The following is a 14,981-nucleotide window of genomic DNA, read 5'->3' on the forward strand; positions in this document are numbered from 1 at the left end:
GTTATTTGCGTCCGATCAGTACACCCAAAGTGTGGCTCTGGCCGGTATTAAGCACCCTGTAGTCGCTGCCCGCATTGGCGGTTTCGACACACAACATCGTCTTCCAGGCCTCATCAGGAAAGTCCGACAGGCGGGCCGCCTTTTCCGGGCCGGGATTCCAGACCACTGTCGAGTCGCTGCCCACCGAGGTCAGTTTTCGGCTTCCCGCCGGAGTCACGATGGTCAAAGGTTCTCCGCTCTCGTATATGCGGTCGGTCTCCCCCTCGAAATACACCGGGCCTTCCTGGTTCTTGTATTCCCAGTTGTCCAGGGTATCGATGTATTGGCTGTAGCCCAGGCCCAGCACCCGGGAGCGGGCGATATCCGAGGTAGGCAGGTAGGTGTGCAGCGCCTGGCTGAAGGCGAGGGGCTCGTCACCAAGGTTTGTGGTGGTCAGGGCAAGCTGGCAGCCCCGAACCGAAAAGTGGAAGGTGAGCAGTGCAAGTGCATGGCCATTCCAGGCCTCCGCGAAATCCTCGTTGGCATCCAGTGACAAGCTGATCTCCACTTCGTGTGCGCTTTCCCGAACGTCTTCGAGTTTCCATAAGGCTGTGCGGGCAAAGCCGTGGGCGCTGTTGGTGTGGATGCGTTTGCGAACAGCCGGCGGATTTCTCAGGGGATCGCCGAACCAGGGCCAGCATACCGGTATGCCGCCCCGGATCGCCTTGCCGGGCTCAAAGCGGGCACTTTCGCTCAGCCAGAGCCAGTCCGGTTCGTCGCTCGGCATGAACTGTGTCAGGTGTGCCCCCTGGAGGAACAGGGTTGCACGAAACAGCGGGTGATGGACTTCCAGGGCTTCAAGGTGGCCGATAGTTTTCCAGCGCGTGAAGGACCACTGGCCCGGAGAGAGAGATTGGGAGGGTCTTTGACTGCTTTCTGACATAAATGTATCGAATAGCTTGGCCGTTAAGTGTATCTGCTTATCTCCAGAGTAAATTAAAACTCACCGGCCGGCGAGATTTGTGCCTAAAATAACGGCGATTTCATAGAGAGGCCCGCAATGGACAATCCGGCTGTTATCCCGATCAGAGACCCCCTTTCCCAGGTTGTGAGCCGCGAGCTTGATGCAGTTGCGGGGAGTGACATCGAGCCGGCCCATAGTGGTGATGCGAATGTTCCCGGTATCTCCGAGGCCTGGCTTGACCAGGTTGCGGAGAGTCTGAGTGAGCACGGTTGGATGTCCTTGGACACCCGGGATCGGTTGGGCGCCGGACTTCTGGCGGCGCTCCGGGAGGAGGTTGTTATCCTCGACCGGACCGATGCCATGAAGAGCGCAGGCATCGGGCGTGGCTCGGATCTGGTCCGGGATCGGGCGGTGCGCCGTGACCGCATTGCATGGCTGCAGGGAATTACCCCGCCCCAGGCTGAACTCTTCCGTTTTCTGGAAAGCATCCGGTCCGGTCTGAATCAGCGTCTTTTTCTGGGCCTGAAACGGTTCGAGACCCATTACGCCACTTATCATCCGGGAGATTTCTATAAGAGGCACCTCGACAGCTTCCGTGGGCGCGCTTCCCGGGTGGTGAGCCTGGTGCTGTACCTGAATGACGATTGGGCTCCCGGGGATGGTGGTGCGCTGCAGGTGTTCAACCGGGATAACGAGAACGAGGTATGCGGAATTGTGGTTCCCGAAGCCGGCCGGATGGCCTTGTTCCTGAGTGAAGAAATTCCCCACGAGGTCCTGCCGGCGAACCGCACCCGGTACAGCCTGGCTTGCTGGTTCCGTCAGGATGAAGTGCCTTTGCCCCTTTGAATTTCAAGGGCAGGCGATTTCCCGTTGTAGTCTTCAGACCCATTTGCTAATATGCGCGCCGCTTTCGGGGGAAACCCCGGAACGCCGTTATGGTGGCCCCATTGGTGCCTCCGCAACATGAAACCGTGAACCCGGTCAGGCCCGGAAGGGAGCAGCCGAAGCGGTGGATTTGTGTGCCGGAGATCTGCTGGTGGGGTCACCCCCAACTTTCCCTCCCTATGTGTTAATTCCCTGATTCTTCGCCCGTAATTGTGATTCGGTCCCGGCGACAGACTGCCAACTTTGCTTCTTATCAAAGCGGGTCCATGCTATGGTTAATCGCATTTTCACAGCAGTTGACGGAACATGAGCTACCAGGTACTTGCCCGTAAATGGCGCCCCCGCACCTTCGAGGACATGGTGGGCCAGGAACACGTGCTTCAGGCATTGATCCATGCCCTGGAAAACCAGCGTCTGCACCATGCGTACCTGTTTACCGGTACCCGCGGTGTGGGCAAGACCACCATCGGCCGTCTGCTGGCCCGCTGCCTCAACTGCGAAACCGGCGTAACCCCGAATCCTTGCGGCCAGTGCACCAGTTGTCAGGAGATCCAGGAAGGCCGGTTTGTTGACCTGATCGAGATTGATGCCGCGTCACGCACCGGTGTCGATGACATGCGGGAACTGACCGATAATGTCCAGTATGCGCCGACCCGCGGCCGATACAAGGTGTACCTCATTGACGAGGTGCACATGCTCACCAACCAGTCGTTTAACGCGTTCCTGAAGACCCTGGAAGAGCCGCCGGAACACGTAAAATTCCTGCTGGCCACCACCGACCCCCAGAAACTGCCGGTTACAGTCCTGTCCCGGTGTCTGCAGTTCAACCTCAAGCGCATGACTCCGGAGCACATTGCAGGCCATCTCAAGCATGTATTGACCGAGGAGGGCATTCCCTTCGAGGAGCCGGCACTCTGGCTACTGGCGCGTGCGGCAGACGGCAGTATGCGGGATGCCCTGAGCCTGACCGACCAGGCCATCGCCTTCGGTAATCAGAAACTGGCCGCCAGTGATGTCAGCAACATGCTGGGTACCATTGATCAGCGGGACATTGAGCGTATCGTGAACGCGCTGGTTGAACGCGATGGGCCGGGCCTGCTTTCTGAAATTGCCCGGATATCGGATTTTGCCCCGGACTACAGTGTGATCCTGGCGGATTTGCTGTCCCTCTTCCATCGGGTAACCATGGAGCAGGTAGTGCCCGGCAGTGCCGATAATGCCCTGGGTGATGCCAGCCAGGTCCAGTCACTGGCCAAAAAGCTCAGTGCCGAGGATGCCCAGTTGTTCTACCAGGCGGCACTGATGGGGCGAAAGGATCTCGATATCACGCCGGATGCCCGTATGGGCTTCGAGATGACTCTGCTACGGATGCTCGCATTCCGCCCCGGTACCGACAGGCGGGAACCGCCCACGATGGGTTCCGGTGGTGATTCCGCAACCGGGGAAGCCCGGGATGAGCCCGCGCCCGCCGCGGTCGCGCAAGTGTCCGAGCCCGGGCCCGAGGCATCAGTAGAGCCGGCGGCGGTGGCCGAAGTCAAACCGGTACCTGAGCCAGTCCCGGAGAAGATTCGGGAACCCGAGCCAGAACCGGCGCCGGTCTACGAAGAGCCGCCGCTGCCTGAGGAACCACCCGAGGTAGAACCGGAATTCGGGTATGAACCGGGTCTGCCGGAAGCAGGGCCCGACCCGGTTGCGGAAGCAGATTCTGAGCCGGCGCCTGCCCCGTCAACCGAGCCGGCTCCGGAACCTGTTGTCGAGGAGCGAACCGGCGATTTTGTCTGGGAGCGCGACTTCCGGAATCTCGGCATTGTCGGCATGCCTGGCAACCTGGCCAGTCACAGCGCCATGACGCAGGACGGCAATACCATCGTCCTCACGATTGACGAGGGCCACGCCCGCCTGCTTAATGCCCGGCATGAAGAAAAAATCACCAGTGCCTTGAGAAACCGCTTCGGCGACTCCATCGAGGTACGTCTGGAGCAGGGCGATCCGGGCCCCCATACGCCGGCTGCCTATGAAGAGCGGCAACGTCGGGCGCGTCAGCAGGCGGCCGAGGACGCCATTCGCAAGGATCCGGTCGTTCAGTCGATTGTTGAACGATTTGAGGCGCGGATAGTCGAAGACAGTATCCGGCCCATCGAGACCAGCAGGAGATAAAGCATGTTTAACGACATGGGCGATTTGATGAAAAAAGCCCAGCAAATGCAGGAAGAAATGAAGAAGGCTCAGGAAGAGATCGCCAAGGCGGAGGTGACCGGCGAGGCCGGAGCAGGCCTGGTAAAAGTCACCATGAATGGCCGCCATGATGTGAGCAGGGTGGAGATAGATCCGTCCCTCATGTCGGAAGAAAAGGAGATTCTTGAGGACCTTCTTGCCGCCGCGGTGAACGATGCCGTTCGCCGGGTTGAGGCCAACCAGAAAGAAAAAATGTCCGGAATGATGTCGGGCATGGGTATGCCCCCGGGCTTCAAGATGCCGTTCTGATCAGTTCGTCTGTTGTATTCCGAGGATAGTCGATGGCTTTCAGTCCACTGGTTGATGAGCTGGTAGAGTCTCTGCGGTGCCTTCCGGGCGTTGGCCAGAAAACCGCACAGCGAATGGCCTTCCACCTCCTGGAGCGGGGCCGCTCCGGCGGTACCCGTTTGTCCGAGGCCCTGCGTACGGCAATGGATGGTGTGCGCCGCTGTGATTCGTGCCAGAACTTTGCCGATACCGAGATCTGCGGTATCTGTGAGAACCCGGCCCGCAAGAACGGCACTCTGTGCGTGGTGGAGAGCCCATCCGACCTCTTGGCCATTGAGCAGGCCGGAGATTACAGGGGCGGATATTTTGTCCTGATGGGGCATCTCTCCCCGATTGACGGCGTCGGTCCGGAAGAAATCGGCATTGAGCGCCTTCTGCATCGTGTTCGGGAGGAGGGGGTCACAGAGTTGATTCTTGCAACCAATCCCACCGTCGAAGGCGAGGCGACTGCCCATTACATTGCCGATCGTCTCGATGGCAGGAACATACTCATCACCCGTCTGGCTCATGGCATCCCGGTAGGCGGTGAGCTCGGCTACGTTGATGGCTTCACACTGACCCACGCCTTCCGCGGTCGAAAACCACTCTCCGAATAGGCTGACCAGGCTTTTATGACACCTTCTTCACCGGCCGTGACCGTACCTCCGGCTCCCGAGATCATTCACTGGATCGAGACTCCCCAGGAACTGGATAAATGGCTGGCAGCGGCAACGCCGGGTCAGGCACTTGCGCTCGACACCGAGTTCGAGCGGGTCAACACCTTCTATCCCATCCCCGGGCTGGTACAGCTGGGCCTGGGAGATCAGTACTGCCTGGTCGATCCGGATGTGGCCGAAGCCTCGCCGGTGTTCCGGGAGGTGCTGGCGAACCCGGAGATCCCCAAGCTGCTGTATGCCATGAGTGAAGATCTTGAACTGTTCCGGCATTGGCTCGGGATCGAGTTGGCAGGGGTAGTGGATCTTCAGATCGGCGCAGCGTTGGCCGGTGCCGGGTTTTCCCTGGGTTATGCCCGACTGGTCGAAACCCTGTTCGGGGAAACCCTGGACAAGTCGGCTACCCGTTCAGACTGGCTGGCCCGCCCCCTGAGCGACGCTCAGCAGCGCTATGCACTGGACGACATCCGCTTTCTCGAGCCCATGTATGACTGGGTGCTCGAATCCCTCCGGCCCCGTGGTCTGGTGGAGGCGCTTTACGACGAGTCGCAGCGATTTGCCTCCGAGCTTGCTGCCCAGGACGATCCGGAACAACACTACCTCAAGTTGCGGGGCGGCTGGGCACTGAACCCGGAACAGCAAGCGGTTCTGAAAGAGCTTGTGCGCTGGCGGGAGCTGGAATGTCAGCGCCGGGACATGCCCCGTAACCGGGTGTTTGCCGATGCCCTGCTAATTCTGGTTGCCGAAAGATTGCCGGCATCCATGCGAGCGCTGGGCGACATTCAGGGAATACCGTCGGGCGCGGTCCGTCGCTACGGCGAAACCATTCTCGAACTTGTCCGGAGTGCCCGCGCTGCCGATAATGCCGGGCTTGAGCGGATTGCGCCTCCCCTGAGTCGTGACCAGCAGGCCAGCTTCAAACAGTTAAAGCGAACCATCAGGAAGGTTGCGGAAGCATCTGATATTCCAATGGAACTGGTTGCTCCGAGGAAACGTCTTGAGAAACTCATGCAGGACGGAGAGTTGGATGGGAATCCGTTTTTCCGGGGCTGGCGTGAGGAACTGCTTGCCCCGGTTCGAAGCCAGATTGAGGACATATTGAAACAATGAAAGAACGGGAATTCATCTCCGTATTCAAGAGTAGCCGGAAGGCGGACACCTATGTATTTGTCCGCCGGGGCCAGAACTGGGACGACCTTCCCGAGGGTCTCCGGGGCATTTTCGGGGCACCGCTCCATTCCATGGACCTGCTCCTCACCCCGGATCGCAAGCTGGCCCGGACCACCGGCAAGCAGGTTCTCGAAGCGATCAGCGAGAAAGACTTCTACCTGCAGATGCCGGAAGAGCAGGAGAGCTACGTGGTCGAGTTCAAACGCAAGCTGGAGCGAAACGATAAATGATCGCCCAGATCCCGTTCTGGCAACGTAAACGCCTGGACGAGATGACCGCGCAGGAGTGGGAATCCCTGTGCGATGGCTGTGGCAAATGTTGCCTGGCGAAACTTGAGGACGAAGATACCGGCGAGGTCTATCACACCGAACTGGTGTGCCGTTATATGGATCAGGACACCTGCCGCTGCACAGTGTACCCCGAGCGGCTTCAGAAAGTGCCCGGCTGCACGGTTATCACACCGGATGCTGTCGGCGAGTACTACTGGTTGCCCTATACATGCGCCTATCGCTCGTTGGCCGAGGGGCGGGGACTGGCTGCGTGGCACCCGCTGAGGAGTGGGGATCCGGAGTCGGTACATGAGGCCGGAATTTCGGTGCGGCACAAGGTTATTTCAGAAGAACAGGTGCCTGAAGAAGACTGGGAAGAACACATCATTCACTGGGTATTGTAATGTTAGACGCGGATACACAAATGGCCTATGGGATTTTTTGGGCCGCTTATGCCATTGCCTTCGTAATATTCTTCTACATGATGAAGCGGTTGTTCCGCCTCATTCCTTTGTATGGCGTTCGCACCTTGCTGTTGTCGGCGTTGATGGTGCTGCTCCTGACGCCGGTTGAGTCACCGGATGTCGCAGGCTGGTGGATGCCCGCCTGGCTGTATGGAGGGTACGAGTTGATCCTGGGCCACATGGAAACCGCCAGCATAGCGTGGTTCAACTTCGGCCTGGCAGGCCTGGTAATGTTGCTGGTTTGGATCCTGGACCTGGTTCGCTATCGTCTCGTTAAACGTTGAGAGTGGCCCGGCCTGGTATTGATCAGAAATCTGAAAAAGTAATCGACAGGAAACAGAGCATGAAGTTTACCGGTACCGAAAAATATGTAGCGACCGATGACCTGCAAATGGCCGTCAACGCGGCGATTTCGCTTCAGCGACCACTGCTGATCAAGGGCGAGCCCGGCACCGGCAAGACCCTGCTGGCAGAGGAAATGGCCTCTGCGCTGGGCATGAGGCTGATCCCCTGGCATATCAAATCCACCACCAAGGCGCAGCAGGGCCTGTATGAATATGATGCGGTCTCCCGCCTGCGCGATTCCCAGCTGGGCGACGAGAAGGTCAAGGACATCCGCAACTACATCGTCAAGGGCAAGCTCTGGGAAGCCTTCGAATCCGATGAGCAGGTGGTCCTCCTGATCGACGAGATTGACAAGGCCGACATCGAGTTCCCGAATGACTTGCTGCTGGAACTCGACCGGATGGAGTTCTTTGTTTACGAGACCCAGCAGTTCGTCAGGGCCAAGCATCGTCCGATCGTCGTTATCACCAGTAACAATGAGAAGGAATTGCCGGACGCCTTCCTGCGCCGCTGTTTCTTCCATTACATCAGTTTCCCGGACCACGAAACCATGCAGAACATCGTGGACGTGCATTTCCCGAACCTGCAGCAGGAGATTGTCCGCGATGCGCTTGAGGTTTTCTTCGATGTTCGCAAGGTGCCCGGGCTGAAGAAAAAGCCGTCCACTTCCGAACTCATCGACTGGCTCAAACTGCTTATGGCCGACGAGCTGACCGCCAAGGCCCTGCAGGAAAAGGACACGGGAACGGCGTTGCCACCGCTGTATGGTGCCCTGGTAAAGAACGAGCAGGATGTGCACCTGTTGCAAAAGCTGGCGTTCATGGCGCGCCGTCGCAACTGATTTCCGGCAAGAGTCCCGCTTTATGTTGATTGATTTCTTTCTCGAAGTGCGGCGGGCCAAGGTTCCCGCCAGCCTGCGTGAATTCCTTGACCTGCTGGAGGCCCTGCAGAACCGGCTGGCCTTCGCCGACATGGAGGAGTTCTATTACCTGGCGCGGCTGTGCCTGGTGAAGGACGAACGCCACTTCGACAAGTTCGATCGAGCCTTCCAGGCGTATTTCGAGGGCATTCAGAACCTGGACGATCTGCTGGAAGCGCTGATCCCCGATGACTGGCTCCGGGCTGAATTCGAAAAGCACCTCAGTGACGAGGAGAAGGCGCAGATTGACTCACTCGGCGGCCTGGAAGAGCTGATTGAGACCTTCAAGAAGCGCATGGAAGAGCAGCAGGAGCGCCACGCCGGTGGTAACAAGTGGATCGGCACCGGTGGCACCTCGCCGTTTGGCGCCAATGGCTATAATCCCGAAGGTTTTCGAATCGGCCAGAAGAACGGCCGCCAGGGCAGGGCAGTCAAGGTCTGGGAGAAGCGGGAGTTCAAGGATCTGGACGACAGCATTACCCTGGGTATCCGGAACATCAAGGTGGCCCTGCGCCGGTTGCGTAAATTTGCCCGCCAGGGTGCGGCCGACCAGCTGGATATGGATGACACCATTCGCTCCACCGCCCGCAATGCCGGCTACCTGGATCTGAAAATGGTCCCGGAACGCCACAATGCGGTGAAAGTGCTGATCTTCTTCGATGTGGGTGGTTCCATGGACCCGCACATCCGGGTGTGTGAGGAGCTTTTCTCCGCTGCACGGCTCGAGTTCAAGCACATGGAATATTTCTACTTCCACAACTTCATCTACGAGAACGTGTGGAAGAACAATGTTCGGCGCATGAATGAGACCACCAGTACCTGGGACATCCTGCACAAGTATACGCCCGACTACAAAGTGATCTTTGTCGGCGATGCCACCATGGCGCCTTATGAAATCTCCCACCCCGGTGGTTCCATCGAACACTGGAACGAAGAGGCGGGCGCTACCTGGTTTCAGCGTGTCACTGACCACTTCCGTAAAGTGGTCTGGCTCAACCCGCTCCCGGAAAGTTATTGGGGTACGGGCGGTTCCCTGGGCATGACCCGGCAGTTGGTGAACGATCACATGTATCCGCTGACCATCGACGGCCTTGAGTCGGCGATGAGGCAGCTGAGTAAGTGAAAATGGGGTCAGATGAAAGCGTTCATCTGACCCCGGTTTAAAAAACCTCCACCTGACCCCCACCTGAACAAAAAAGCCGATGCGGTTGAGCGCATCGGCAAAAGCTCGGCATATTTGAGCGGGTCTGCCCGGAAGGCACCCCCGCCGCAATAGCTTCTGCAATTGCCAGGCCATCTCAAGAAAGCATCGCAAAAACAGTCTGGTATGGTGCTCCAGCTTTCTCCGCTGATTCTTTTCCTACCCCCGAACTATCGTAACTGTCAAAAAAACCGACAGTTCCTGTTTCTCATTTGGTGATCTGGATACCGTTCTTGCTCGTTACCAGGTGTTACGCTTCCTGTCACTTTGTAACGGAACGTTGCCGGAATAACTCAGGGCAGGAGACGTATGTTCGGCTCACAAAAAACACAAGGACGCCGACAGGTTCGCCGGTTCACTGGGGCCTTCATCGGACTGATGGTTTGCCTCGCTTTCTATTCAGGAGCCTCAGCGACGGCTCTGGACGATGGTGTTGCTGAACTCGCTGACAAGGCTGACCGACACTCAGAAAGCATAAAGAGCCTTGAATACAGCCGGCTTGCCACCCTTGGTACACGGGTGACAGTTTTCCTGACACTCGATGCCGCCGACGGTCTTGAGCTGGATTCCCTGGAATTGTTGGTCGATAACCGCCCAGTGGCCTTCAGGCTGTTCTCTCCACGGGAACAATCTGCGCAGAAGGTGAGTGGGATGCGCCCGTTTTATGCTGGCCATCTCGGCAAAGGTCAGCACGAACTCAAGGCAGTCGTTACCGCACGTTCGGCAAACAGGGATTTTGTCAGGCGGGAAGCCGTCCACCCGTTTTCAAAACAGCGGGGAGAGCTTGCCATTCAGCTGAGCCTCACAGCCGGGGCGCCGGCGTTCGAGCCGCGGTTTTCGTTTGCAGAAGTAGACCTCGCACGGGAGACCCGGGATCCTCACTTTCACGAGGTCGGGAGTGCCGATGATCAGCACGCTCCGGACGCGAAACGTGAGGACCGGCACAGGGCCGGATATGAGCTTGCGGAAAAGCATCGTCGGGCCGGCGCGTTCCGGAAGGCCGGAGAAGTCCTTGCTGCCATGCCCGAGGGGTATTGGGCGGCTGCCGGCTACCTGAACCTGGCCAGTGATTTTTCCCGGGAAGACATTGATCCTTCGCGAGCTCTTGTTGCCCTGAGGGTGGCGATGGCCATGGCGGGGGCCGAGGACGACAACGAGCGTGGCCGGCATCTGCGTGACCAGGCACTTCTGCGAGCCGGGTACCTGGCATATCGCAATGGTGAACTCGACAAAGCGATCGGGTTTCTTGAGTCGGTTTCCCTTGATAGCCCGAGTACCCCTCGTGCGCTCTACTTTCACGGTCTCGCACTCGCCGAGAAGGGCAATCACCGCGCCGCCATGCAGAGCTGGCACCGTGCGCGGAAGTTTCCATTGGCCTATCCCGGAGTTGCTGAAGCGTGGATTGGCATGGGCAGGGGCTATGATCTCGCAGGTTTTCTCGGTCAGGCCGGTGAAGCGTTTCTCGCCGCCAATGCCGCGTACGAGAGCGAGCGGGTTGTTTTACAGGCCCTCATGGATCAGGTCCGGGATGAGGGAGCCTATCAGGCCCTGGTTACCAGTGTGAAAGCTTCCGACCTGGAATGGTTTCTGGCAGACAGCGGTTCCCTGCAACAGCCGCGGCTTGCCTATTTACTGGAATTCCTGAGACAGCCCACGGAACAGCGGGCCGTTGGCCGGGTTGCAACACTGGCGGCTATCGAGCAGCGGCTGAACACCCATGCCCACGATCTTGAGGTGTTTACCGGCGCGCTAAGCTCCTCTCCTGGTTCGGTGACTGAGGCGACTGCAAGCGAGGTCACTCAGCTTCTTCAGGCGAATGGCCGTCATTTGGCACAACTGGCTGATTTGCTGAGCGCAGCCGAGGATGAATTGGACAAGCAGGTTTTGGCCTATCTGGAACGTCAGGACCAGCGAATGGTTTCCGCTCTGGACAGGACCGAGCAGCAGATTGCGCACCTGTATGAATACCTGGCGCTGGAGAGTCTGGGAGGGTCAGGTTCGTGAACTCGTCTGTCCGTCTGGTTTTGCTGGCCGCTGTTTTGGCGACGCCAGTGGCTGCCCAGGAAAGTTTTCGTGTAGAGCTGGGGCGCGACGGCGAAACCATCGGAGATATGCGACCGGTATTCCTGAAGTACGAAAGCCGGCCTCTGCCTGCCATATCGCCTGCGGAAGTGGCCCGACGTTACCAGCGACTGTTTGAAACGTCCGACGAACCGGAGGTGCGGGTCGATGCCCTGAACCGGCTGGTCAACATCCGGGATCGGTCGGGGAAGGAGTTGGGCTATTCGCCAGAAGAAGAGCCCGCGATTTACCGGGAGGTCCTTGGCAGCTATGAGTCCATACTCGCCCGCGGTTCCTTTCCCGGCCGCCTGGATGAATTGCTCTACCAGATGGCCAAGGCGCATGCGCTTACAGGCCAGGCGGAGCAATCGCTTGAGCGCCTGAACCAGCTGGTTGGCCTCTATCCGCAATCGCCATTGGTGCCAGAGGCACGCTTCCGTATCGCCGAGGCGGCCTTCGCCAATGGGCAGTATTCAGAGGCTGAAGCCGGTTATCGAGCCTTATTGGCAGGCGACGGCAGCGAGGCGGTAAAAACCAAGGCCCGATACATGCTTGGCTGGAGCCAGTTCAAGCAGGGAACCCGTGCCTGGGATCGGGCGGCGGGCACTTTTATCTCGGTGCTGAACGGATTTTTGCCAACTGTCGAGAGTATCCGGCAAGTGCCTGAGTCATCGGCGGAGACCATTGATGACACTTTGCGGGTACTCGCGTTGATGGCGTCCCGTACAGAGGGGCTGGCGGCCCTCGACCGGTGGCTCAGTAAGAGCAGCGTGCAGTCCTGGGCACCTTTGGCTTTCGACCGGTTGGCGGACCTGTATGCGATCACGGGTCAATACGAAGCCAGTGCGGAGGTGAACAGGGCCTTCGCCCATCGATACCCTCACCATGCGAGCAGCCCCCATTTTCTGGCCCAGGTAGTGGACGTCTGGCAGATGGCGGGTGATGCCGACAAGGTGCGGGAGGCCAGGTCCGGGTATGTGTCTGCCTTCGTCGGGAAAAGAGCTTTCTCAGGCCTGAAACCTGCGGAGCAGTTACGCTGGCGTGATTACGTGCGCTGGCTGGCAGATATCAGCTATGAGGGTGCAACCGATCTGGCTCGCGGGGGCAATGAAGAAGCTTCATTGTCGCTGTTCGAGCAAGCCGCGAGCTATTACGAGATGCTCGCGCCCAGGGCAACGAATGCCGGCCCCGTGTGGCGCCTGGCCGGAGACGCGCGCCTCCAGGCGCGGCAATGGGGCGAGGCTCTGGAGAATTTCAGGACCGCCGCCTATGAAACCGATCACTATGAGGAAGCAGCGGACTCAGGCTGGGCTGCCGTTGTTCTGCTTCGAGACAAGGCGGAGCGCCAGGTGGAACCGGAGTGGCAGGCACTGGCGGACGAGATCGATCGTTTTGCCCGTGTTTTCGGAAGCGATGTCAGGGTACCCGGTGCCCGGCTTGATGTGGCTTCACGCTGGCTGGAGGCCGATCAATACGATAAAGCGGCAATCCATGCCGCAGCCGTTCTCAAACGCAGCGATGCCACCGGTGCGCAGCAGTATGCTGCCTGGCTGATCACGGCGAGGGTGCGCCAGGCCCGGAGTGAGTTCGGCCTGGCGGAACGGGCCTGGCGGCAAACTTTGAAACTGATCGACGCAGATAATTCTGATGCGGTGCCTCGGCATGATCGAAGGCTGCTCCTCGACCAGCTTGCAACCGCCATCTACCGCCAGGGGGAGCGGGCACAGGGAATGGGCAAGGTAGCCGAAGCGGTGGCTCATTTTCGGAGGGTAGGCAACGTTCTGCCGAATTCGGAGATTGCCATCCGGGGCCGATTCGATGCCGCCAATACACTCTTGAAAGCGTCGGAGTGGCAATCAGCGGTGAACGAGTTGCAGTGGTTCCGGCGAAACTATCCGGGCCATGAACTGGCCCGGAACATCGGTGAAAAGCTGGTTCATGCTTACACCCAATCCGGTCAGCCGGGCCGGGCGGCCGATGAGTTACTCGAACTCGCTTCGGACCAGGTTAACCCCTGGCCAACCATGCTCCGAGCGGCTGCACTGTATCATCAGGCCGGGGATTTCGGGCGCCGGGACCGGCTCTACCGCGATTTCCTTGCCACCGAACCGGTGCCATTGAATGCCGAGGAGCACATCCGGCTTCAGACCATGCGCCACCGACTGGTGGCATCCGCCAGCGATCCGGACCAGATACGGGCTGCCATGGTGGATGCGGAACTGGCCAGTCGATGGCATTCATCACAGACACTCGCGTGGAGTGCCGAAAGCGCAATAGTTTTGGGTAGCCGTGCGGCTGCGGCGTTCGCCGACATCCCGCTAGACCATCCTCTGGCGCAATCTCTTGACCGGAAACAGGCAGCGCTTGAGGCGGCAAGGGTGCGGTTTGCCCAGGCCGGGCAATTGGGCGGTGATTCGGTGCGCTCGGAACTCCTTTACCGCAGGGCGGAGTTGTACCGGGAGCTGGCACAGGACCTGATGGCTTCGGCGGTGCCGGCGGAGCTCAGCGAGATGGAAGCGATGCAGTACCAGATGCTCCTTGAAGAAGAAGCCTATCCCTTTGAGGAGAAGGCCCTGGAGCTGCACGCAAGGAACCATGAGCGCATCGCCCAGGCCGGCTATGACGACTGGATCGGAAAAAGCCTCGATGCATTAGCTCGTCTGCATCCCGGGCGTTATCGGCGCTCGATGCGCTGGATGAGCGGAAATGCTGAGGACGGACGAGCAGAGGAGGGCGATGATGCCTGACGTCGGAACCATCCGGATGCTGGTTCTATTCGGGCTTCTCTGGATTTCGGGCTGTGCGGGCCCGGGCACACAGGGGGGAGCCGGGTCAGAGGTCGACACCGGTTTGGCCGCCGATCATGCCAGGCGTGCCATGGCTGCGTGGGATCAGGGCGACCGGGAGACCGCCGTCGAAGCCTGGCGGCAGGCGGTCACCCTGAATCCGGAAGATCCGGCAGCGGTGAACAATCTGGCTCTGGCGTTGAAAGAACAGCACAGGTTCCTGGAGGCAGCTGACCTCCTTGAACGCGCCGTGGCGAGGTCGCCCAAGGTGGCCGAGCTGCATTACAACCTGGCGGTGATTGCAGAAATCTACCTGCTGGATCTCGACAAGGCCCTGACCCACTACCGGGTATACCGGGACCTCACCATGGATCAGGACACGGAAGTGGCCGGATGGATCGCGGATCTTGAACGGAGGTTGGAGTGAAGAATCTGGGAGCCGTTCTTTCCGGAACCCTAATGACTCTGGCGGTGTTCACTGCCGGGGCCGGTGCCGATGCAGGGGAGGCGCTGCCGGCGGGCGACGGGTCCGTAACCCTGGACATTGCCGGCATCTCCGCGACCACCGGCGAGGATGAGCCGCGAATCCTTTACGTTCTGCCCTGGCAACCGCCGAGCCTGCCCCGCAGACCGCGGGTGGAGTTGGAAGACCGGGCGCCCGAACTTGAGCAACCCCTCGATCCACTGGTGGTGGAGCGTCATCGGAGGTTTCGGGAGACGCTTGACCCCATGACCCTGGACCCAGAAGGCATTCAACCTTAA

Annotated in this window: 15 protein-coding genes and 1 other RNA gene; 15 read left to right on the plus strand and 1 reads right to left on the minus strand. The window is 59.3% G+C overall.

Annotated elements, in window-relative coordinates:
* Position 1: 1 nt before the first annotated feature.
* The gene (locus MD273_RS07105; protein WP_239037044.1) at positions 2-922 is read right to left on the minus strand and encodes a D-hexose-6-phosphate mutarotase; all 921 of its coding nucleotides are present in this window, start codon (positions 920-922) and stop codon (positions 2-4) included.
* Between the two features lie 117 nt (positions 923-1,039).
* Between MD273_RS07105 and MD273_RS07110 the strand changes: the two genes are divergently transcribed.
* The 15 genes from MD273_RS07110 to MD273_RS07180 all read left to right on the plus strand — a co-directional run bounded on the left by MD273_RS07110 (position 1,040) and on the right by MD273_RS07180 (position 14,981).
* On the plus strand, positions 1,040-1,789 hold the full coding sequence (locus tag MD273_RS07110; RefSeq protein WP_239037045.1) for a 2OG-Fe(II) oxygenase: 750 nt from the start codon (positions 1,040-1,042) through the stop codon (positions 1,787-1,789).
* Between the two features lie 99 nt (positions 1,790-1,888).
* Positions 1,889-1,985, plus strand: an RNA gene (gene ffs / locus MD273_RS07115) — signal recognition particle sRNA small type.
* Positions 1,986-2,134: 149 nt separating this feature from the next.
* Entirely contained in the window at positions 2,135-3,985 is a 1,851-nt protein-coding gene (gene dnaX, locus MD273_RS07120; RefSeq protein ID WP_239037046.1) for a DNA polymerase III subunit gamma/tau, read from the plus strand.
* Between the two features lie 3 nt (positions 3,986-3,988).
* A complete protein-coding gene (locus tag MD273_RS07125; RefSeq protein WP_091999429.1) occupies positions 3,989-4,312 on the plus strand; it encodes a YbaB/EbfC family nucleoid-associated protein in 324 nt (107 codons plus the stop codon).
* A 32-nt stretch (positions 4,313-4,344) separates the two neighbouring features.
* Positions 4,345-4,947, plus strand: a complete 603-nt coding sequence (gene recR, locus MD273_RS07130; protein ID WP_239037047.1) for a recombination mediator RecR — start codon at positions 4,345-4,347, stop codon at positions 4,945-4,947.
* 15 nt (positions 4,948-4,962) lie between these two features.
* Positions 4,963-6,114, plus strand: coding sequence for a ribonuclease D (locus MD273_RS07135; protein ID WP_239037048.1), 1,152 nt, complete (start codon positions 4,963-4,965; stop codon positions 6,112-6,114).
* The gene (locus MD273_RS07140; protein WP_239037049.1) at positions 6,111-6,404 is read left to right on the plus strand and encodes a YcgL domain-containing protein; all 294 of its coding nucleotides are present in this window, start codon (positions 6,111-6,113) and stop codon (positions 6,402-6,404) included. The genes MD273_RS07135 and MD273_RS07140 overlap by 4 nt, the downstream gene beginning before the upstream one ends.
* On the plus strand, positions 6,401-6,847 hold the full coding sequence (locus MD273_RS07145; protein ID WP_239037050.1) for a YcgN family cysteine cluster protein: 447 nt from the start codon (positions 6,401-6,403) through the stop codon (positions 6,845-6,847). Before MD273_RS07140 ends, MD273_RS07145 begins: the two co-directional genes overlap by 4 nt.
* On the plus strand, positions 6,847-7,191 hold the full coding sequence (locus MD273_RS07150; RefSeq protein ID WP_239037051.1) for a hypothetical protein: 345 nt from the start codon (positions 6,847-6,849) through the stop codon (positions 7,189-7,191). The genes MD273_RS07145 and MD273_RS07150 overlap by 1 nt, the downstream gene beginning before the upstream one ends.
* Positions 7,192-7,250: 59 nt before the next feature.
* The gene (locus tag MD273_RS07155; RefSeq protein WP_239037052.1) at positions 7,251-8,093 is read left to right on the plus strand and encodes an AAA family ATPase; all 843 of its coding nucleotides are present in this window, start codon (positions 7,251-7,253) and stop codon (positions 8,091-8,093) included.
* Positions 8,094-8,115: 22 nt separating this feature from the next.
* On the plus strand, positions 8,116-9,294 hold the full coding sequence (locus MD273_RS07160; protein ID WP_239037053.1) for a vWA domain-containing protein: 1,179 nt from the start codon (positions 8,116-8,118) through the stop codon (positions 9,292-9,294).
* A 597-nt stretch (positions 9,295-9,891) separates the two neighbouring features.
* A complete protein-coding gene (locus MD273_RS07165) occupies positions 9,892-11,376 on the plus strand; it encodes a tetratricopeptide repeat protein (protein WP_239037054.1) in 1,485 nt (494 codons plus the stop codon).
* A complete protein-coding gene (locus tag MD273_RS07170; RefSeq protein WP_239037055.1) occupies positions 11,373-14,180 on the plus strand; it encodes a tetratricopeptide repeat protein in 2,808 nt (935 codons plus the stop codon). The genes MD273_RS07165 and MD273_RS07170 overlap by 4 nt, the downstream gene beginning before the upstream one ends.
* Positions 14,173-14,646, plus strand: a complete 474-nt coding sequence (locus tag MD273_RS07175; RefSeq protein WP_239037056.1) for a tetratricopeptide repeat protein — start codon at positions 14,173-14,175, stop codon at positions 14,644-14,646. The genes MD273_RS07170 and MD273_RS07175 overlap by 8 nt, the downstream gene beginning before the upstream one ends.
* Complete coding sequence (locus MD273_RS07180) at positions 14,643-14,981, plus strand: hypothetical protein (RefSeq protein WP_239037057.1); 339 nt, start codon at positions 14,643-14,645, stop codon at positions 14,979-14,981. The genes MD273_RS07175 and MD273_RS07180 overlap by 4 nt, the downstream gene beginning before the upstream one ends.

This window comes from Marinobacter sp. C7 (genome assembly GCF_022343555.1).
Classification (GTDB): domain Bacteria; phylum Pseudomonadota; class Gammaproteobacteria; order Pseudomonadales; family Oleiphilaceae; genus Marinobacter.